The 20,536-nt window shown below is 61.5% G+C and carries 18 protein-coding genes; 6 read left to right on the top strand and 12 right to left on the bottom strand.

Annotation, left to right across the window (positions count from 1 at the left end; all coding sequences use genetic code 11):
• Positions 1-98: 98 nt before the first annotated feature.
• The 3 genes from D1820_RS02880 to D1820_RS02870 form a co-directional block, all read right to left on the bottom strand.
• Positions 99-1,529, bottom strand: coding sequence for a cytochrome P450 (locus D1820_RS02880; RefSeq protein WP_118069994.1), 1,431 nt, complete (start codon positions 1,527-1,529; stop codon positions 99-101).
• Positions 1,529-2,737 (bottom strand): SoxR reducing system RseC family protein, encoded by a 1,209-nt coding sequence (locus D1820_RS02875; protein ID WP_162894119.1) that lies wholly within the window; start codon positions 2,735-2,737, stop codon positions 1,529-1,531. The genes D1820_RS02880 and D1820_RS02875 overlap by 1 nt, the downstream gene beginning before the upstream one ends.
• 251 nt (positions 2,738-2,988) lie before the next feature.
• Positions 2,989-3,741: a cytochrome c biogenesis CcdA family protein gene (locus D1820_RS02870; protein WP_096789055.1), complete on the bottom strand. Its 753-nt coding sequence runs from the start codon at positions 3,739-3,741 to the stop codon at positions 2,989-2,991.
• A gap of 66 nt (positions 3,742-3,807) precedes the next feature.
• Here D1820_RS02870 and D1820_RS02865 point away from each other — a divergent pair, with 66 nt between their 5' ends.
• Positions 3,808-4,068: a sulfurtransferase TusA family protein gene (locus D1820_RS02865; RefSeq protein ID WP_254683349.1), complete on the top strand. Its 261-nt coding sequence runs from the start codon at positions 3,808-3,810 to the stop codon at positions 4,066-4,068.
• 2 nt (positions 4,069-4,070) lie between these two features.
• Here D1820_RS02865 and D1820_RS02860 read toward each other — a convergent pair whose 3' ends face one another.
• The 7 genes from D1820_RS02860 to purC all read right to left on the bottom strand — a co-directional run bounded on the left by D1820_RS02860 (position 4,071) and on the right by purC (position 13,013).
• Positions 4,071-4,496: a nuclear transport factor 2 family protein gene (locus tag D1820_RS02860; RefSeq protein WP_118067809.1), complete on the bottom strand. Its 426-nt coding sequence runs from the start codon at positions 4,494-4,496 to the stop codon at positions 4,071-4,073.
• A gap of 76 nt (positions 4,497-4,572) precedes the next feature.
• Positions 4,573-7,512 (bottom strand): ribonuclease E/G, encoded by a 2,940-nt coding sequence (locus tag D1820_RS02855; RefSeq protein WP_118067808.1) that lies wholly within the window; start codon positions 7,510-7,512, stop codon positions 4,573-4,575.
• Between the two features lie 563 nt (positions 7,513-8,075).
• Complete coding sequence (locus D1820_RS02850) at positions 8,076-9,413, bottom strand: sigma-54 dependent transcriptional regulator (RefSeq protein ID WP_014879832.1); 1,338 nt, start codon at positions 9,411-9,413, stop codon at positions 8,076-8,078.
• A gap of 29 nt (positions 9,414-9,442) precedes the next feature.
• The gene (locus tag D1820_RS02845; RefSeq protein ID WP_014879831.1) at positions 9,443-11,212 is read right to left on the bottom strand and encodes an ATP-binding protein; all 1,770 of its coding nucleotides are present in this window, start codon (positions 11,210-11,212) and stop codon (positions 9,443-9,445) included.
• Between the two features lie 37 nt (positions 11,213-11,249).
• A complete protein-coding gene (purQ, locus tag D1820_RS02840) occupies positions 11,250-11,918 on the bottom strand; it encodes a phosphoribosylformylglycinamidine synthase subunit PurQ (protein ID WP_040168807.1) in 669 nt (222 codons plus the stop codon).
• Entirely contained in the window at positions 11,915-12,148 is a 234-nt protein-coding gene (gene purS, locus D1820_RS02835) for a phosphoribosylformylglycinamidine synthase subunit PurS (RefSeq protein ID WP_014874461.1), read from the bottom strand. The genes purQ and purS overlap by 4 nt, the downstream gene beginning before the upstream one ends.
• 103 nt (positions 12,149-12,251) lie before the next feature.
• Positions 12,252-13,013, bottom strand: coding sequence for a phosphoribosylaminoimidazolesuccinocarboxamide synthase (gene purC, locus D1820_RS02830; protein ID WP_040168803.1), 762 nt, complete (start codon positions 13,011-13,013; stop codon positions 12,252-12,254).
• Positions 13,014-13,387: 374 nt separating this feature from the next.
• Here purC and D1820_RS02825 point away from each other — a divergent pair, with 374 nt between their 5' ends.
• From D1820_RS02825 to bmt, 3 genes are all read left to right on the top strand, one after another.
• Entirely contained in the window at positions 13,388-13,705 is a 318-nt protein-coding gene (locus tag D1820_RS02825) for a DUF1476 domain-containing protein (protein WP_118067807.1), read from the top strand.
• A gap of 125 nt (positions 13,706-13,830) precedes the next feature.
• Positions 13,831-15,936 carry a phosphatidylglycerol lysyltransferase domain-containing protein gene (locus D1820_RS02820; protein ID WP_118067806.1) on the top strand — a complete coding sequence of 702 codons (2,106 nt, stop codon included), beginning with the start codon at positions 13,831-13,833 and terminating at the stop codon, positions 15,934-15,936.
• A 90-nt stretch (positions 15,937-16,026) separates the two neighbouring features.
• Complete coding sequence (gene bmt, locus D1820_RS02815) at positions 16,027-17,043, top strand: betaine--homocysteine S-methyltransferase (RefSeq protein ID WP_096789051.1); 1,017 nt, start codon at positions 16,027-16,029, stop codon at positions 17,041-17,043.
• A 76-nt stretch (positions 17,044-17,119) separates the two neighbouring features.
• Here the strand turns inward: bmt and D1820_RS02810 are convergent, their stop codons facing one another.
• A complete protein-coding gene (locus D1820_RS02810; protein WP_118067805.1) occupies positions 17,120-18,226 on the bottom strand; it encodes a PA0069 family radical SAM protein in 1,107 nt (368 codons plus the stop codon).
• 221 nt (positions 18,227-18,447) lie between these two features.
• On the opposite strand from D1820_RS02810, the gene D1820_RS02805 reads away from it, so the two are divergent.
• Positions 18,448-19,149, top strand: a complete 702-nt coding sequence (locus tag D1820_RS02805) for a B12-binding domain-containing protein (protein ID WP_040168794.1) — start codon at positions 18,448-18,450, stop codon at positions 19,147-19,149.
• A 1-nt stretch (position 19,150) separates the two neighbouring features.
• Complete coding sequence (locus tag D1820_RS02800) at positions 19,151-19,873, top strand: DUF1638 domain-containing protein (protein WP_102897093.1); 723 nt, start codon at positions 19,151-19,153, stop codon at positions 19,871-19,873.
• A 30-nt stretch (positions 19,874-19,903) separates the two neighbouring features.
• Here D1820_RS02800 and D1820_RS02795 read toward each other — a convergent pair whose 3' ends face one another.
• Positions 19,904-20,533, bottom strand: coding sequence for a glutathione S-transferase family protein (locus tag D1820_RS02795; protein ID WP_118067804.1), 630 nt, complete (start codon positions 20,531-20,533; stop codon positions 19,904-19,906).
• Positions 20,534-20,536: the final 3 nt, after the last annotated feature.

The raw sequence follows: 20,536 nt of genomic DNA, 5'->3' as shown, positions 1-20,536 counted from the left end.
ACCGCTGATGCCTGATTACTGCAACTATTCCCGTCGAAAGCCCCTGCAAAAGGCGGCGTGGTGCGTCGCCAGAAGCGGGACATTGAACGGCTGCTGGGCTAGCGCGGAATGAGCTGCAACCAGATCCCGTTTTTCGACCGAACTGTCAGATGAGCGACTGGCACGGGTTCCTGCTCCGCAACAGGTATCACCCGCAACCGCTGCAGGATCATCGACAGGATCAACGGTCCTTCAATCATTGCGAAGCCAGCACCGGTACAGACACGCGGCCCCGCCGAAAACGGAATATAGGCCTCGCGCTGACAAGTCTTGCCATTCTCGGTCTGCCATCGCCCCGGATCAAATCCGTCCGGATTTTCCCAGAGCCGTTCGTGACGGTGCAGGTGCCACGGGCTCAGCACCACCTGCGCGCCCTTTGGCACGGTCCGGCCACGAAATTGCTGCGGGCAGCTGGCCTCGCGGACCATCATCGGCACCGGCGGATAAAGGCGCAGCGCCTCGCGGAAGACATCGCGACTGATCCGCAACCTGCTCGCCGCGGCAAACTGGTCCAGCGACAGCGCCGCCGCCTCCGTTGCGATTTTTTCCTGCCAGTCGGGGGCCAAAGCCACTAGGTAAAGTGCCCAGGCGAGTGCAGACGCGCTGGTCTCATGCCCGGCCAGAAAAAAGATCGCCACCTGATCAACCATCTCATCCGTCGTGAACCGCGCCCCGGTTTCGGGGTCTTGTGTGCTCATGATCTTGGTGGCCAGATCATCCGGTGCATGACCAGCGTCAATGGCAGTCATGCGCTGTTGCGTGAGATCCCTGATCAGACCCCGAATCCGGGCCGCATTGCGCCGCGTGGCGGGTCGGTGAAATCGGGGCAGCCAGCGCGGCAGCGGCACAAAGGCCGCGAGATTGAGGATGGGCTGCGCCTGCTGGTAGGCCCGAAATCGGTGAAACACCTCCTGTGCCAGATGATGCTCAATCGGGATCGAAAACAGCGTGCGGAAGATCACATCCGCTGCCGCATGGGAGGTTTCCGCCTCGATTTCAATGGGCGCCTCCGGATCCTTGTTCAACTGATCAGAAAGACGTGTGACAGCCGCCTCCGCAGCGGCGTGAATGGCCGGGTAGATCTCACGCAGCCGGCCGCCCTCGAATGCAGGGTCAATGATCCGGCGCTGCCGTTTCCAGATCTCACCATTGGTGAGAAAAACCGAATTGCCAAGCAGCGGGCGCAGCCCCTCACCAATGCGGTTGGATTTCGGGAATACCTCCGGGCGGTCCTTTAGCACCGTGCGCACCAGATCCGGTTGATTGACCAGAAAGGACCGAAAGAAGGGCGTGCGAAACTCTGCCATCCAGGCACGATAAAGCTTGGCCGGCTGCGCCGAGAGAAGATCCGCGCGAAACAGCCGCAGATAGCGCCAGAGCGAAACCTTGGCGGCGCGGGCCGCAGGTTTTGGTGGGATGATCACAGGTCCCTCAGCTGATGCAGCAGCCTCGCTGGCAGGGCGATCATCCACGTGCGGCAAATCACCCATCATCCACCAACCGAAGTATATTTGGACGCCGTCACATCAATGCGTGAGCGCGACGGATTGCGGGTGCGATAGCGGCTTTCCAATGTGCGCGGACCTGCCGTGATCTGAAAATAGTCGTAGTCTCCCGGCTGATCAAAGGCGCAGAGATATTGGAAATGCAGCCGGAAGAAGCGCCAGCGCAGTGCCGCCCATCGTGCCGGGCTGAGGGTCTGGGTAAAGGCCGCCGAGATAACCAGGGGCCAGCGTTTCTGCGGTGGGGACACCCCCGTGACCGCGACCGGATCACAGAGCGCAAAGGCGCAGCCATCCCCCGGTGCGGTGACATCGACCCAGCAAAGATCTCCCCGCCCGGAGAGGTCACGCAGATCACGCCGCAGGCGATGCGCCTCAGGCAGGAAGGAGACCATCGGCACCACCTGCCCAAGGCTCAAAAACCCCAGCACCGCATGACGCCCCGCCAGCCCGCTGCGCTGCACATCAGCCAGCACGCTGACACCGACATGCGCCCCGGACGAATGGCCGACCACCAGCACCTCATCATAGTTTGGATCGCTGAGCGCCACGGCAATCTCACCCGCGAATTGGGCGATACGCTGCTCCAGCTCGGGTGCGTAGGCGCCGCGCAGGGCTGCGGAATGGGCGTAATCATGCATCAGATAGTAGGCAAAGAGACGGCCATCCTGTCGCCGGAACCAACGCAACAGCATCGCTGCCGCGACCAGACCGGCGGCCCAAAACACCAGTGCAGCCAGCGCCGCACCCCAGGTGGAGGTCAGCCCAAGCCGGGCAACGCCCCCCTGCCCCAGACGCGCGATGACCAGCGCCACGATGAAGGCCAGCGCCGCCTGCAGCACCAGCATCCCCACGGGGTACAGGGCAGCAATGACCGGCCCTTTGCGCAGCCACATCAGCCGTCGCAGCGTTCCGGTGGAAATATAGATCCAGGCGGTACGCACCATCTGCCAATAGGTCTCGGCAATGGATGGATCCATACTGTCCTGCACGATGTCGGACCAGACCAGCACGTCAACATCGGTGTCGACTTCATGCCCCTCAATCTGCGCCCGGACCTGCCAGCCAAAGCCGCCTGCTCCGTCGGTCGCGGTGGCGGTCTTGGGACGCGGCACCAGAGACAGCTGATAGCCGGAAATCTCGGCCTGCGCGGCGCCCTCACTGCGATATAGCTCACGGTAGCGGCGCGGCGGCATCGGGTCGTAGCCGGGGATATAGAAGACCTTGCGACGACGTACAGGCGGATCCTGCGGTGCGCCGTCCGGATCCCGGTGCGGCGCACTGGCTGTGGGGGGTTTGGGGTTCTGCTCTTGCACGGATTGCGCGGCCCGATTTGCCTGTTGTTGTCCGCTCAGCTTAGCCGCGCTGCATCAAAAGCGTAAGCCCCGCCGGTGATTTGCCGAGCGGGGCTTTTGATCCCTGCAAAAGCTGCGATGGGTCGCACGGATCAGCCGAGTGTTGCCAGCGCCGGGAAGGTTTCCAACAGCCAGAAGGAGAACTCAGAAAACAGGCCGGTGACAAGCATCACACCGACAAAGATCAGCAACCCGCCCATGAATTTTTCGATCACGCCCATGTAGGGCTTGATCCGGTTCATCAGCACCATGGAGCGGGTGAGGAAGATCGCGGCCAGCAGGAACGGCACCCCCAGCCCCAACGCGTAGATCCCCAGCAGCAAGGTGCCGCGTGTGACCGAAGCCTCAGTCGCCGCCAGCGACAGGATCGCGCCGAGTTGAGGGCCGATGCAGGGGGTCCAGCCGAAGGCAAAGGCCAGCCCAAGAATATAGGCGCCAACCGCCGAGCCGCCGGATTGATCGGTTTCCATCCGCGCCTCACGATCAAGCAGCGGAATGCGGAACACAGAAAGGAAATGCAGCCCGAAGACAATCACCACAACGCCGGAGACCTGCGCAAAAAGCTCCTGATTCTGCAGCACAAACGCGCCAAAGGCCGAAGCGGTGAAGCCCAGCAGCAGAAACACCGTAGACAGCCCCATGATGAAGAACAGCGCGGCCACAATGGCCTTGCGTCTGGCCTGCGCCGTGCCTTGGATCTCTCCAATGGAGACGCCGCTCATATAGGCCAGATAGGGCGGCACGATGGGCAGCACACAGGGCGACAGAAAACTGACCAATCCAGCCGTCAGCGCCACCAGCATGGCAGGGATCAGCCCTGCGTCGATGATTTCAATTCCAAACATGCCCAACCCTTAGACCAGCCTCTGACAAAGGTCACGGGGGGAGCTGGTCACAACCTTGTGGACAGGATGAAACAACCGGATTATCTGCAAGGGATGACCAACGAAAACGAGATCCTCGACGCCCTCGGGCTGCTCTGTCCTCTGCCCGTGCTAAAGGCACGTAAGCGTCTGAAACCATTGGCCTCTGGTAGGGTATTGGAGGTGCATGCAGATGACCCGGCTGCGGTGGTGGACATCCCGCATTTCTGCCATGAGGCAGGCCATGAGTTGCTGGAAATCCGCGACAATCCGCAGCATCAGATCTATCTGATCCGCAAGGGTGGCTGAGATCAGGGGAGCGGGTTTTCCGCCCCCGCTGGCAGGGCTTCGGTGTCCTGACTGAAGATATTGATCCAGCCGCCATCCTGACGCTGCCAAATCGAACTGACATACATTGCAGCGCCTTCAGCCTCCCCCTCTGCCTGCCCCGGACGGGTGTAGCTGGCGCGGTAGGCCAGCAGCGCTGTTTCGGGGCCAAGCGGCAGAACGCGCGCATCCTCGATACTGAACTCTGCCACCGTCGGACCCTGTGACAGCTGATCGGTATGATCGTCCCGCCCGGCAAAGCCGCTTGGATAGACGCCGAGAAACTGCGGATGCAATGCGGCCCGGTCAGCGGCGATATCGCCCTGTTGCAATGCGGTCCAGACAGCGGTTTCAGCTGCCAGCAACTCTTGCAACAGCATCTCCGACTGAGAGGTGTTTTCAGTTTGCATCGTTCCTCACATAGCGCCCAGATGGTCCTGACATGAAAAAGGCGGGCCTGATGCCCGCCTTTTCAGTCTTTTGCGATCAGCTGCCAACCGACCACCAGCCGCGCCGTTTCGGCTTCGGCGGGCTTGCCGGTTCAGCTTCGGCAGTGGCCAGCTCCGGTTCCGGGGCTGTCTCTACCTCTTCCGTCGAAGCCTCTGCGGTCTGTGACTCGGCAGCCTCTGGCGCTGTTTCCTCAGCGGCAGGGGTGTCCTGATCTGCGACAACATCCTCAGCGGTGGCCTCATCCGCCACGATCTGGCTCGGTGCGGCCTCCTCAGATATGGCGGCGGTCTCTGCTTCAGCGGCGGCGGCGGGCACCTCTGCGGCGGCGTCACCGTTCAGCGCTGCGGGTTCCGCAGCAGCCTCAGCGGGCGTCTCTGCGCTCTCAACCGGAGCCTCGGCAGGTTTGTTGTCCTCCGCCTTTGCGTCCTCAACCACCTCTTTGACCTCAGCCACAGGCTCTGCCTTGGCGTCCGTCTCCGCCGGGGCGTCGGCCTCAGCTGTGACTGTCTCGTCAGTCTTCTTCTTGCGGCTGCGCGAGCGGGTCCGGGTGCGGGTGCGCTTCTTCACCTCACCGTCACCCTCGCCCTCTTTGGCATCGGTGCTCTCTGCTGGCTCAGCCTTTGCGTCGGCCTCGTCCGCAGCGGCGTCATCCGACGCTGTCTGGTCGTCCGCGTTTGCATCAGCCTGCGCCGCGTTGTTGCTGTCATCACCGTCCCCACCGGAGGATTTCCGGCGACGCCGACGGCGACGCTTGCGCTTGGGTTTATTGTCGCCCTCGCCCTCATCACCTGCGGTCTGCACCTCTGCGACGTCGGCGTCATTGGTTTCAGTCTCGGCCTCATCCGCCTCGTCGTTTGCCTCATCCGCATCAACCTGATCCATGATCGAGGTATCGACGGACACCACAGGCGCTGCGGCAACAGGCACCACGCGGGACGCGGTCTTGAACTTCTCAAGCGAGAAATCCGGGCTGACCAGATGCGGGTCCCCTTCGATCCGCACGGACAGACCGTAGCGGGTTTCGATCTGGGCGATATGCTCGCGCTTCTGGTTCATCAGATAGTTGGCAATGCTGACCGGGCAGCGCACCAGCACCTCGCGGGAGCGACGGCGAGTGCCTTCCTCCTCGATCTGGCGCAGGATCGACAGTGCAAGGGAGTCGTCCGAGCGGATCAGGCCGGTACCATGGCAATGCGGGCAAGGCGCGGTGGTCGCCTCGATCATGCCGGGACGCAGACGCTGACGCGACATTTCCATCAGGCCAAAGCCAGAGATCCGGCCCACCTGGATGCGGGCGCGGTCAGTCTTCAGCTTGTCCTTCATCCGCTTTTCGACGGCGGCGTTGTTCTTGCGCTCGTCCATGTCGATGAAGTCGATGACAATAAGACCGGCAAGGTCGCGCAGACGCAGCTGGCGGGCCACCTCTTCGGCGGCCTCCAGGTTGGTCTTCAGCGCGGTTTCTTCGATCGAGCCTTCCTTGGTGGCGCGGCCGGAGTTCACGTCGATGGCCACCAGTGCCTCGGTGACGCCAATCACGATATAGCCACCGGATTTCAGCTGCACCGTCGGATTGAACATCGCGCCGAGGTAGCTTTCGACCTGGAAGCGCGCGAACAGCGGCAGTTGGTCCTGATAGTTTTTCACGTTCTTGGCGTGGGACGGCATGATCATCTTCATGAAGTCCTTGGCGATGCGGTAGCCGCGTTCGCCCTCAACCAGCACCTCATCAATCTCGCGGCTATAAAGGTCGCGGATCGAGCGTTTGATCAGATCGCCTTCTTCGTAGATCTTCGCGGGCGCGATGGATTTCAGCGTCAGCTCGCGGATCTGTTCCCACAGGCGCTGCAGATATTCATAGTCGCGCTTGATCTCGGATTTGGTGCGTTTGGCGCCCGCGGTACGGACAATCAGCCCGGCACCGGTCGGCACGTCGAGTTCAACGGCGATGTCCTTCAGCTTTTTGCGGTCGGCGGCATTGGTGATCTTGCGGGAGATGCCACCACCGCGCGCGGTGTTGGGCATCAGAACGCAGTAACGGCCAGCCAGCGACAGATAGGTGGTCAGGGCAGCGCCCTTGTTGCCGCGTTCCTCTTTAACGACCTGAACGAGCAGGACCTGACGAACCTTGATCACTTCCTGAATTTTGTAACGACGTGGGCGCGGTTTGCGTACCGGGCGAATATCTTCGCTGTCATCCTCATCGGCGACGGATTCGATATTCTCATCCTTCGCGGTCGCATCTGCGCCAGCGTCCTTATCGGCACTGTCATCAGACTCCGCGTCATCTGCGGTATCGTCCGCCTCAGGTGTCGCCGTATCTGCCGCACCCTCGGCCTCACCGGTCTCAGCGGATGCGTCCTGCGCCTCAGGTGTGTCGGAGGCATCTTTGACGGCCTCTTCCACAACCGGCTCAGCAGCGGTCGCGTCATCAGCAGCGGCCTCAGTTTGAGCAGCCTCGGGGACGTCCGCCAGCTTGGTCTCAGCAACCGCGACCTCATCGGTCAGGTCGATGGTTTCCATACCCGCGATATCAGCGCCGTTTTCAGCGGTCTCGGGGCTGACGTCCTTGGTCTCGACCACATCAGCGGATTTTACATCCGCAGCTTTGGTCCGGCCACGACGCGACCGCGACTGCCGTCTGGCAGGCTTGGCATCTTCTTCGTCATCACGAGCGCGCTGTGCCTCGGCATAGGCGCGTTCTTCTTCCATCAGCGCCTCCCGGTCGGCGACCGGAATCTGATAGTAGTCAGGATGGATTTCCGAAAAGGCGAGGAACCCATGGCGGTTGCCGCCATAGTCCACAAAAGCCGCCTGAAGCGACGGTTCGACGCGGGTTACTTTTGCGAGGTAGATATTGCCAGCAAGCTGGCGTTTGTTTTCGGATTCAAAGTCAAATTCCTCAACCTTGTTTCCGTCGACCACCACGACGCGGGTCTCTTCCGCGTGGGTGGCATCAATAAGCATCTTCTTTGCCATGTGTCCTTGGTGCACCTGCCGCGCACGCGCGCATCTGGCCCGTTGCCGGGCGGACGTGAACGATCGGGGTGGTGTCTTGTCTGGGCGATGTCTTGTGGCGCGCGATTGGCCCATGCAGTACAGCGGTTAGCCCCGGAACATCTGTCCGGCCCTCCTGCCTGTCTGCTGTTCTCTCTCGCGCGCGTCATCGCGTTTCTTCTCCGACAGGTGGGAATATCCGCGCCCTGCCCTGATTATATCCCTGCTGAGAAACCTCAGTCAGGTGCTAAACTGCCCCAGAATACTGCGGGGCCAATCGGTCTGACTTTGCTTTCTCGGATCTTGCCGGACAAAAACAAAGGCAGCGAATCTCATCAAGAGGGGCAGGATCACAAGGGTCCCATCCCCATTTGGACAGCATAAGACCTGTGGATAGGTAATGACAATGGTCATTCGTCACAGCCGCAATCTAAATACTATCTGCTTGGTTCTTAGACGAAAATTGGTGAATAATTCGTTAGCAAACAGCAAGGGCCGCGCTCCGGAGAATGCGGCCCTGCCTGTGACTGCGTGTGGATCAGCGCTCAGGACAGATAGTCGGAGCGTTGCAGGCCGTATTTGGCCATTTTTTCATTCAGCGTCCGGCGCGGCAGGCACAGTTCGTCCATGACACTGGCGATGGAGCCTTTGTGGCGGCGCATGGTGTTGTCGATCAGCATCCGCTCGAAGGCTTCGACATATTCCTTCAGTGGTTTGCCCTCGGTGGTCATCACCGGTTGCATATCCTCATGATCGGACATCAGGAGCGAGGCAATGGTGCCAGAGCCGCGACGCGACTGTAGCACGGCCCGTTCGGCGATATTGATCAGCTGACGCACATTGCCCGGCCAGGGCGCCTGCAACAGCTGGGCCGCCTCCTGCGCGCTGACTTGGGGCGCGTCACAGCCATATTCCTCGGAGAACTGCTCGCTAAGGCGGGTGAACAGGGTCAGGATATCCTCGCCGCGCTGGCGCAGCGGTGGCACCGTGATACGCAGCGCAGCCAACCTGTAAAACAGGTCCGGGCGCAGCGCGTCCTCGCAAGTCTTGCCTGCCTCTTGCAGGTTCGAAATCGCCACGATGCGGGTCTCACCGGGGATGCCCTGCTCATTGATCACGCTAAGCAGCTTGGCCTGCAGCGTCTCGCTCAGCGCGTCGATATCTTCCAGCACCAGCGTGCCGCCGCGGGCCTCCTCGATGGCGGGCAGCATGCTGTCTTCGGGCAGCATCGGACCAAACAGGCGCTTGGACAGCGCCTCCTCCTCCAGTGCCGCACAGGAAACCAGCACGAATTTCTTGCCCGCCCGGCTACCCACCGCATGCAGCGCGTGGGCCACCAGCGTTTTGCCGGTGCCGGTCTCGCCGTCGATCAGGACATGGCCGTCGGCCTGCCCCAGATCGAGGATATCTTCGCGCAGGCGCTCCATCACCGGGCTGGAGCCGATGAGTTTCTTCATGATGGTGCTGCCATCAGACAGCTCGCGGCGCAGCACCCGGTTGTCCAATGTCAGGCGGCGCGCGCCCGTGGCCCGTTTGGCCAGCTCTGACATACGATCCGGGTTGAAGGGTTTTTCGAGAAAGTCGAAGGCCCCGACCCGCATCGCCTCAACCGCCATCGGCACATCGCCGTGACCGGTGATCATGATCACCGGCAGCGCAGAGTCGCTGCCCATTAGTTTCTTGAGGAACTGCATCCCGTCCATGCCGGGCATTTTGATATCCGAGATGACAATGCCGGGATAATCCGGCCCCAGCACTTTCAGCGCGTCTTCGGCGCTGGCAAAGGTCTCGGTGTCATAGCCAGACAGCGCCAGCCATTGGCTGATCGACTGTCGCATATCCTGTTCATCATCGACGATCGCGATTTTCATGGCCTGTGCCATTCGCGTGCCCTCCATCCAGTGATACCGCGCTATTCTGCGGCCTCGATGCCGTCCACAAGGATCGGCAATTGCATTTCAAATACGGCGCCACCGTTCTGTCCGTTGCGGGCAGTCAGCCGACCGCCTAGGTCGTTCACGATACCGGAGGAGATGGCAAGCCCCAACCCAACCCCGTCCCCCGGCTGCTTGGTGGTATAGAAGGGCTCAAACAGGCTGCCAAAATCCTTGATCCCCATCCCGTTGTCGCGCACCGACAGGGTCGCGGTCTCGCCTGCGGCAAGCAGGATTTCGACCTCAGGATCTGCAACTGACTTTGTAGCATCTAGCGCGTTTCGCAGCAGGTTCACCATAACCTGTTCAATGCGCATCCGATCCCCCATCACATAGACCGGCTGTTCGGGCAGGATGCGGGCGATTTTGACATGCCGCTGACGCAGCTGCGGCTCCATCATCGACAGGGATGAGGCGAGCGCATCGCCCATATTTACCGGGCTAAACGCGTCACCGCCCTTGCGCGCGTAGGATTTCAGCTGGCGGGTGATGGCGCCCATCCGTTCAATCAGGTCATCGATCCGGCCAAAGGAGGCCAGCGCCTCCTCCGGGCGGTTACGATTGAGCAGCAGACGCGCGCCGGCAAGATAGGTTTTCATCGCCGCCAGCGGCTGGTTCAGCTCGTGGCTGACGGCGGCTGACATTTCGCCAAGGGCGGCCAGTTTAGAGCTCTGCGCAAGGCTCTGTTCGGCGACCGCAAGCGTCTCCTGCATGCGTTCCCGTTCGGCAATTTCCCGCTGCAGCCGCGCGTTCAATACGCGAAGCTCTGCCGACTCCCGCTGGAACAAAGCCATGCGCAGCGCGGTGCGGCGGCTCAGCGCATAGAAGGCCAGCGCCAGCAGTATGGCGAATCCCATGATTTCCAACGCCAATACCGTGTTCACCCGCTCTCGGATCGACGCATAGGTGGTGAAGGACGTAAGTCGCCAGCCCTGAAACGGGATCCGCGACTCCAGTCGCATCACCGCCTCACCCTGCAGGTAGGCATCCGCTGGCAGGGCGGTCCAGTCGGTGGTGGCGCGGATTGCCCGCTGGATTGCGCCCTCCGGCGTCTGCAGCTGCAGCGCGTCTTCTTCTGACAGGCCACGCCAGCGCGACTCCGTCGCCAGCAGGATGGTGCCAGTGCTGTCGCTGACCATCACCGCATCGGAAATACCCGCCCAAGCGCGTTCGAATTTCTGCAGATCGACCTCCACCACAATCACCCCAAGGATGCCGGAGGTGTCCACAATGCGGCGCGAATAGGTGAAGCGATAACTGCCGACTTCGGTGCGGATGGCGGAGAATACTGTGGTTTTAGACCGCAGCGCATCCACGAAATAGGCCGCATTGCGGTGGGTTTCCCCCAGCCGGTTGCGATCCGTCGCCGCAACAGTGCGCCCATCCTGCGCCATCAGCATGATGGAGGCGGCGCCGATTTCCTCAACAAAGGAGATCAACCGCTGGGTGGAGAGCGAGAAGTCGTTGGACTGCAGCGCAGAGATCAGCGCCTGATCCCGCGCCAGCAGCTGTGGCACGATGGCATGGCGCCCCAGCTCACTCACCAGGTTGCCGGAGTAGAGCGCCAGTCGCAGCTCAGCGCGGTTGCGGGTGCTTTCGGTAAAACGGTCGGTCAGGGCACGGTTGGTGACCCAAACGGTCACTGCGGCCACCGCCATCAACACCAGCAACGCAAGACGCACCCGCCACGACGTCGTGCGGGAGCGCGGTTTTTCAGAAGATGTTGTTGCGTCACGCGCGGCAGTCATAGGCAAAACCTAACGCAAGCCACCGCGGCTTCACAAGTCACGCCGCAGTGACAAGCCCGGCCAATGCGCGGAACACTGCCGCCCCATCGGTGCCGCCATGGCCCGCATCTGCCGCCCGTTCGGGGTGTGGCATCATGCCCAGAACCCGACGATTTTCCGACAGAATGCCTGCGATATCCGCAACCGACCCGTTGGGGTTGTCGACATAGCGGAACGCGACGCGATCCTGATCCTGCAGCGCTGCCACGGTCTCGGCATCAGCGTAGTAGTTGCCGTCGTGATGCGCGATCGGAACACCGATCACATCGCCCGCCGTATAAGCTTCGGTAAAGACGCTGTCGGCGGTGGCCACTTGCAGATCCACGGTGCGGCAGATGTATTTCAGACCGGCGTTGCGCAGCAGCGCCCCCGGCAGAACGCCGGTTTCGGTCAAGATCTGAAAGCCGTTGCACACACCGATGGCATAGCCGCCACGGTTGGCATGATCGACAACCGCCTGACAGATCGGTGACTGTGCTGCAATGGCCCCGCAGCGCAGGTAATCTCCATAGGAAAACCCACCCGGCACGCCAACGATATCGATGCCCTCAGGCAACGCGCTGTCCTTGTGCCAGACCATGGAAACCTCACAGCCCGCTTGCTCAAACGCCACCGCCAGATCGCGGTCGCAGTTGGAGCCGGGGAAGACTACAACAGCCGCCTTCATCCCTGCATCTCGATGCTGTAGGATTCGATGACAGTGTTGGCCAGCAGCTTCTCGCACATCGCGGTGACATCGGCCTCGGTGGCGTCATCGGCCAGATCGAGGTCGATCACCTTGCCCTGACGCACGCCGTCCACCTTGTCAAAGCCCATCGCGCCAAGCGCGTGGCGCACGGCCTCGCCCTGCGGATCCAGAACCCCGTTTTTCAGCATTACATGCACGCGTGCCTTCATCGCATTTTCCCTCAGGTTTCGATGGCAAAGCCCGGATTAGGGGCCTCTTCGTTAGATAGTCAAAATCCCGCCCCTTTTGTCAGGACGGGATCTGTGGATCGGATCAGTTCACCAGCGTCGGCTTGCCGCCCGCGGGCGGGTTGTTCGGCATCACGCCCAGACGCCGCGCCACCTCGGTGTAGGCGTCGGTCAGGTTGCCAAGGTCGCGGCGGAACACATCCTTGTCGAGTTTTTGACCGGTTTTCAGATCCCACAGACGGCAGCTGTCTGGGCTGATCTCATCAGCAACCACCAGACGCTGGAAATCGCCGTCATAGATGCGGCCGATTTCGATCTTGAAGTCCACCAGTTTGATCCCAACCGCCAGCATCACGCCGGACAGGAAATCATTGACCCGCAGTGCGAGGCTCAGGATATCGTCCATGTCCTGCTGGCTGGCCCAGCCAAAGGCCGCGATATGTTCTTCTGTGACCAGCGGATCACCAAGGCCATCATCCTTGTAGCAGTATTCCACAATCGGGCGCGGCAGTTGGGTGCCCTCGTCTATGCCAAGGCGTTTGGAAATCGACCCGGCAGCATAATTGCGCACGATCACTTCCAGCGGAATGATTTCACAGCTGCGGACCAGCTGCTCGCGCATGTTGAGCCGTTTCAGGAAATGGGTCGGCACGCCGATCTGGCCCAGACCTTGCATGAAAAACTCGCTCAGCAGGTTGTTGAGCACACCCTTGCCTTCGATCACATCGCGCTTTTCAGCATTGAAAGCGGTGGCGTCGTCCTTGAAGTACTGAACGATGGTGCCCGGTTCGGGCCCTTCATAAAGTGTCTTCGCCTTGCCTTCGTAGATCTTCTTGCGACGTGCCATGCGGAGCCTTTCGGGAAAAAAGCGGGAATCTCATGCCCGGGAACTGCCGCCCTCATAAGGCAAGGGGGGCGCTGCCGCAAGCTTGGTCCCTGCCCGCCGCCCCTTGGCTGGCTCGACGCCTGTGCTAAGCTGGAAATGCCAAGGTAAAACCAAGGTCAAACGAAGGGCAGCGCCAAAGTCGCGGCCAAAGCTGAGGCCAAGGTCGGGCCGATATGCGGCGAACGGCTGTTCAGCGCGGATCCGGACCGCAGGCAAAGCGATCACAGCGACCGGCCGGCAAACCCGCGCTTGGCGCGTGTCCGGCACTTGTGGGGGCGACGCTGCGCCCACATATCATATTGAGAAATAACCAATGTCACACCAAAGGAGGCCCCATGACCACATTCGACGACCGCGAACACGCGTTTGAGGCAAAATATGCCCATGATGAAGAAATGCAGTTCAAGGCGCAGGCCCGCTGTAACAAGCTGTTGGGGCTTTGGGCGGCAGGCCTGATGGGCAAAACCGGCGCCGATGCCGAGGCTTATGCACTGGAAGTCATCAAGTCCGATTTCGAGGAAGCTGGGTTCGAAGATGTGCTGCGCAAGGTCAGCGGCGATCTGCAAGGCCGTGCCAGCGCCAAGGATGTGCGAGAGCAGCGGGCCGCCCTGCTGCCAGAAGCCAAGGCGCAGGTCCTGAACGACAACAGCTGAGTTGCGGTTGATTTTGCGGCGTCTTCACGGATCGTCTGTTACGGCGCCGCAGCCATTAACCCTGTGACAATGCCTCAGGCGTAGGATCCGCAGACGGCAACACGCTGTTTGCAACAAGGATCCGAATGCCCAGACGCCCGACCAATGCCGCCCGCGCCCTGACGCGGACCGCCATGCGCGGCGCACGTCTGTTGCTGCCGGTGGCGGTGATGATCGGCTGTCTGGCGCTGTTGAAGGCCCATGTTGCACTGCCTGATCTGACACAGCTGCGAGGTATTCTGGGCGGCCTTGCGAGCTGGCAATGGGCCTGTGCCCTGCTTGCCACGGGGGTCAGTTTCTGGGCGCTGGGGCGCTATGACAGCGTTGCGCATCGCCATCTTGGAACCGGGCTGGATGGGCCTCAGGCACGCCGCGCAGGTATGATCGCCATCGCGATTTCCCAGACCCTGGGATTTGGACTGGTCACCGGTGCTTTTGCACGCTGGCGCATGCTGAAGGGGCTGCGCCCGCTGCGTGCGGCGCAGCTCACCGGTATGGTTGCGATTACGTTTCTGATTGCCCTGGCCGGGATCTGTGGCGCAGCCTTGCTGCTGAGCCCGCCGCCTGTCTCCAGCCCCTGGCTGGGCTTTACCATCCTTGTGGCGACATGTGCGATGATCGCCGCCATGGTGGCTGTGCCGGTGGTGCGTATCGGTCGGATGACCCTGCGCTGGCCCTCGCTGACGGCCATTGCCGCGCTGGGATTTTGGGCGATGATCGATGTGATCGCCGCCGGCAGCGCCCTGTGGCTATTGCTCCCTGCGGGTGTTGACCTGCCGCTTGCGGCGCTGCTGCCTGCCTATTTCCTGGCACTCGGCGTGGCTATACTCTCCTCTGCGCCCGGCGGCGCTGGGGCGTTTGAACTGGCGCTCTGTGCAATGCTGCCGACACATGCCACGGCGGAAATCATTGCCGCGATCCTTGCCTTTCGGCTGGTTTATTACCTTCTTCCGGCGGTGCTGGCCGGTCTCTGCCTGTGTTGGCCCGCACTGACACATCTGGCGTCGAACATCGCAGAAACCACCCCGCCCGCGGACGATCCGCAGGCGCTGAGTGGCAGTGCCATGCGACCAGCCTCACATCTGCCACAGCACCGGCCCATCGCGGAGGCCGCCGTGATCCGGCAAAACGGTGGACATATCCATGCCTTCGGCCTCAATCAGGTGGCGCTGGTGGACAGTCCGCAGGCTTCAATCGCGCTTTTTGGCGCGGTGAGCGGTCATTTGGCGGAGGTGCTGCCGGGGCTGCGTCAGCATGCCAAGCTCCGCAATGCGGTGGCTTGCCTTTATAAATGCACTGCCCGCGATGCCGCAATATGTCGGCGTGCCCGCTGGCAGGTGTTGCGGATCGCACAGGAGGCGGTGCTGCAGCCTGAGAACTTCAGCGAGAGCGGCTCCAGCCGCCGACAGCTGCGCCGCAAACTGCGGCAGGCCGAGAAAGCAGAGGTCCGTGTCCTTCCCGCCGCGCCGGAATTGCCAATTGAACAGATGGCTCAGATTGATGCGGCCTGGCAGGCCGCGCATGGCGGTGCCAACGGCACCACGATGGGCCGGTTTCAGGCGGAATATCTGGCGCAGCAGCAGGTGTTCATCGCCTGGCATCGGGAGCGCATGGTCGGATTTGTCAGCTTCCATGCCATCGCCCATGAATGGTGCCTGGATCTGGTGCGCTTGCTGCCGGACGTCCCGGATGGCACTGGCCATGCTCTGATCCGCGCCGCGATCACTGAAGCCGCCGCAATCAAGGTCCCGCGCCTGTCGCTGGCGGCGGTGCCCGATCACCGCCTCGCCCAACGCCTGGACCCTGGCCTGCGCCGCTTCAAGACATGCTTTGCACCACGGTGGGAGGACCGGTATGTCGCCGCGCCCTCCGTGCTGCATTTGGCCATCGCCTTGGGCGAGCTGTTGCGGCTGGTCCATCACCCGGTACCGCTGCCTCGTTGGTCAGAACCAGCCGACGAAAACACCAGCAGCTCCAGCGGCCTATCCGAAACGCTCGCGGATCCAGCCAGCGCCACCGAAGAGAGCCTGTGGCGGACATTTGAACGGCGCGCCGCAGCGGCACGTAACCGGCGCAGGTCCGCTGCGGGTCAGGGCCTGGACGACTGCGATGACAATCGATCCCAGCGCCGCGGTGATCTGCCTCATAATGAAGATGAAGAAAATGAAATTGCCCTCACCCGCCGTGCATGACAGACCGGGCCATTACTGATCGCTGATCCGCCCCGCCATAACAGGCAGGTCTCAGCGCAAACACCGACATCACCCCCACAGGAACATCCCATGACCAATACATTCACCACCCTGCTGGAGACCAAGGACGCCCTGCTTGCAGATGGGGCCACCGGCACCAACCTGTTCAACATGGGCCTGCAGTCCGGTGATGCGCCGGAACTTTGGAATGTGGATGAACCAAAGAAAATTACCGCGCTCTACCAGGGGTCGGTTGATGCGGGCAGCGATCTGTTCCTGACCAATACTTTTGGCGGGACGGCTGCGCGGCTGAAGCTGCACGATGCCCACCGCCGGGTCCGAGAGCTGAACGTCGCGGGGGCCGAATTGGGCCGCAATGTCGCGGATCGCTCTGAGCGCAAGATCGCAGTGGCCGGCTCCGTTGGCCCGACCGGTGAAATCATGCAACCCGTGGGGGAGCTGAGCCACGCGCTGGCGGTCGAGATGTTCCATGAGCAGGCCGAAGCGCTGAAAGAGGGCGGCGTTGATGTTTTGTGGCTGGAGACGATCTCTGCCCCGGAAGAGTACCGCGCCGCCGCCGAAGCGTTCAAACTGGCAGATATGCCCTGGTGTGGCACCATGAGTTTTGACACCGCCGGGCGCACCATGATGGGGGTCACCTCTGCCGATATGGCCCAGCTGGTTGAGGAGTTTGACCCCGCGCCCCTGGCCTTTGGCGCCAATTGCGGCACCGGGGCGTCTGACATTCTGCGCACTGTCCTTGGGTTCGCAGCACAGGGGACAACCCGCCCGATCATTTCCAAAGGCAATGCCGGGATCCCGAAATATGTCGATGGCCATATCCACTATGACGGCACGCCGGCCCTGATGGGGGAATATGCAGCCATGGCACGGGATTGCGGCGCCAAGATTATTGGCGGCTGCTGTGGCACCATGCCGGATCACCTGCGCGCCATGCGCGAGGCGCTGGACACCCGGCCCCGTGGCGAGCAGCCAACACTGGAGCGGATTGTTGAGGTTCTGGGCCCGTTCACCTCAGACAGTGACGGCACCGGTGAGGACACCGCCCCTGAACGCCGCAGCCGTCGCGGTCGCCGTCGCGGCTGATCGCGCATACATAACAGGACCGAAGCGATGTGATCGTCGCTTCGGCCGTCGTTTCGCGGGATGCCAGTATCGCGTCTTAGAACAGCGCGAGCTGGTCGCCGGCCTGTGCCGGTTTTGCGAAGAGATCACAGCGTAAATCAGGTGATTTCTGAAGCAACCCCAGACGCTTGCACGCTGTCTTGAACCGATTGGCGATAACCTCGGCATAGGGTCCCTCACCGCGCATCCGGTGCCCCCAGCGCGGATCATAATCCCGCCCGCCGTGCATTTCGCGCAGACGGGCCATCACCTTCTCGGCGCGCAGCGGCACATGTTCGGCAAGCCATTCCTGCCACAGCTCCGACACCTCACGTGGCAGTCGCAACATGATCCAGCTGGCGGCGTCCGCGCCTGCCTCTGCTCCGGCGGCCAGCAGCGCCTCCAGCTCATGATCTGTCAATCCAGGCACAATGGGCGAGGTCATGATCCGCACCGGGACACCCGCATCAGACAGGCGGCAAATGGTAGCAAGCCGTCGCGCCGGTGATGGCGCGCGCGGCTCCATCCGGCGTGACAGATCCGCATCCAGCGTGGTGACTGAGATCCCGACCCGCACCAGCCCCCGCGTCGCCATGGCCGAAAGGATATCCAGATCCCGCTCAATCAGGGTGCCCTTGGTGACGATGGCGACCGGGTGCGAGAAAGCCTCCAGCACCTCAAGACAGGCGCGCGTCAGCCCCAGATCCCGTTCGCAAGGCTGATAGGGGTCAGTATTGGTGCCAATGGCGATCGGTGCCACCCGGTAGCGCGGTTGCGACAGCTCACGGCGCAGCACCTCAGCAGCATTGGGGCGCGCGATCAGCCGGGTTTCAAAATCCAGCCCCGGTGACAGACCCAGATAGGCATGGCTGGGCCGGGCGAAACAATAAATGCAGCCATGTTCGCAGCCGCGGTAGGTATTGATGGAGCGGTCAAACGGCAGATCAGGCGATTTATTGTAGGAAATCAGTGACCGGGCCACCTCATGGCGAATGTCGGTTTCTATCCGTGGGAGGCCGACGTCCTCCTGATCCGGCACCGAATCCCGCAGGTTGCCCCAGCCGTCGTCGATGGCATCGCGTGTCATATCAAACCGCCCTGCCGCATTGCTGAGGCTGGCGCGGGCTTTGCGACGTTGTGGCGGGGGCGTCAAAATCTCAGTCATGGCTCATTCTGCCGCAAGTGCAGGAACAAATAAAGAACAAACGCAAGAAACCGAAGATTTCCATGCGAAATCTTCATTATTATTCCGCTATTTTTGCCCCTATAGGTCGGTTCGGACCAAGGCAATGTCGCAAACATTGCAGTCTCGTAGGGGCAATCTGGACCAATACGAATAAAACAAGGCCAAACCGGGGTCACCCCGCCCAGTCAAGGAATACACCCATGTCGGAAGACGCAGATGACATCATCCTGGCAGACCTCAATGATGAGGATCTCGTACAGCAGATGTTCGATGACCTCTATGACGGCCTCAAGGAAGAGATCGAAGAGAGCGTAAACATCCTGCTGGAACGTGGTTGGGCGCCTTACAAGATCCTGACCGAAGCACTGGTGGGCGGCATGACCATCGTGGGTGCGGATTTCCGCGACGGCATCCTGTTTGTCCCTGAGGTGCTGCTGGCGGCCAACGCGATGAAGGGTGGCATGTCCATCCTGAAGCCGCTGCTGGCTGAAACCGGCGCACCGCGCATGGGCTCCATGGTGATCGGCACCGTAAAAGGTGACATCCACGACATCGGCAAGAACCTTGTCTCCATGATGATGGAAGGCGCCGGTTTTGAGGTTGTCGACATTGGCATCAACAACCCCGTGGAAAACTATCTGGAAGCTCTGGAAGAGCATCAGCCGGATATCCTCGGCATGTCAGCGCTGCTGACAACCACGATGCCCTATATGAAGGTCGTGATCGACACGATGGTCGAGCAGGGCAAACGCGATGATTACATCGTTCTGGTCGGCGGCGCGCCGCTGAATGAGGAATTTGGCAAGGCAATCGGTGCCGACGGCTATTGCCGTGACGCCGCTGTGGCGGTGGAAATGGCCAAGGACTTCGTTGCGCGTAAGCACAACCAGATGAGCGCCTGATTTGGCACGCAAAGGACGCGCCGCCCGCCTGACTGAGCGGGCGGCGTTCCAACCGCCCACGGGGCGCACGCTTGAGGAAACCTCCCTCACCGAACGGGGTCTGGCCGCCCCGGAGAAGAAGACCGGCCGTATCCTGTTGATTGCCTGTGGCGCGCTGGCCCGTGAGATTCTGGCGATCAAGGACATCAATGGACTGGATCATATTGATCTGACCTGCCTGCCCGCCAAGCTGCATCTCTATCCTGAACAGATCACCGAAGCGGTTGAAGGTGCCGTGGCCAAACATTCGGCAACCTATGACACCATCCATGTGGTTTATGCGGACTGCGGGACCGGTGGCATCTTGGAGCGCAAATGCGCCGAACTGGGGGTTGAGATGATCGCAGGGCCCCATTGCTATTCGTTTTTTGAAGGCAACGAAACCTTTGCCCGCCATGCGGACGAGGGTGAAATCACCGCCTTCTATCTGACGGATTTCCTGGTGAAACAGTTCGATGCCTTTGTCTGGCGTCCGATGGGGCTGGATAAGCACCCCGAGCTGCGCGACATGGTGTTCGGGAATTACACCAAACTGGTCTACCAGTCCCAAATCGATGACCCTGCCCTGCTGGCCAAGGCACGAGACTGCGCCGACCGCATGGGGCTGGCGTTTGAGCATCGCCACACCGGCTATGGCGATCTGCAGAGCGCCATGATGCGCTGGGGCGGCGGCGCACGGGGCTGATCCCCGCGCGCGACCTGTCATTCATCGAGCTCAGGCGTCTTCCAACGCGTTCAACGTGCTGAGTGCCTGCACTTCAAATGCGGCTATCGCCTCCCCGTCCAGACGGCGGCCCACACGGTCCACCCAGGATTTGATGATGGCGCTGTCGGGCATCAGATGCGGCGCCCATTGGAAAGGCGACGCCAACAGGATATCCGCAACGCTGAGCGACGCACCAAGCAGGAAATCCCCCTCGCTCAGCGCGGTTTCGAGCGCTGCGCAGACCTCATCCATGCCACGGTAGGCCCCGGCAAGGGCCGGATGCGCCAATCCTGAAAACGCGGCCACCAGAACCGGATCCAGCACACCGCCCGAATAGGCCATCCAGCTGAGGTAGGCGCCGCGGTGCGGGGCCCCAATCGCAGGGCTCAGCGGTTGGCCGAACAGCTCATCCAGATACATCATGATCGCAGCGCTTTCGCGGATACCCTGCCCCTCATCGGTGACCAGATATGGCACCTTCCCCTCAGGGTGAGGGTTGCGTGGATCGGCACCGCCGCTGCCATCATGGCGCAGCACGTCGACGATGACGATATCAACATCGTCCAGTTTGCCCATCAGCATCAGCTGGGCAATGACGCGAGAGGAACGGCTATTGGGAGAGTGATAAAGGGTTGGCATATC

This window comes from Phaeobacter sp. LSS9 (assembly GCF_003443595.1).
In the GTDB taxonomy this organism is placed as follows: Bacteria; Pseudomonadota; Alphaproteobacteria; order Rhodobacterales; family Rhodobacteraceae; genus Phaeobacter; species Phaeobacter piscinae.
This window is presented reverse-complemented; position numbering and strand designations above follow the sequence as displayed.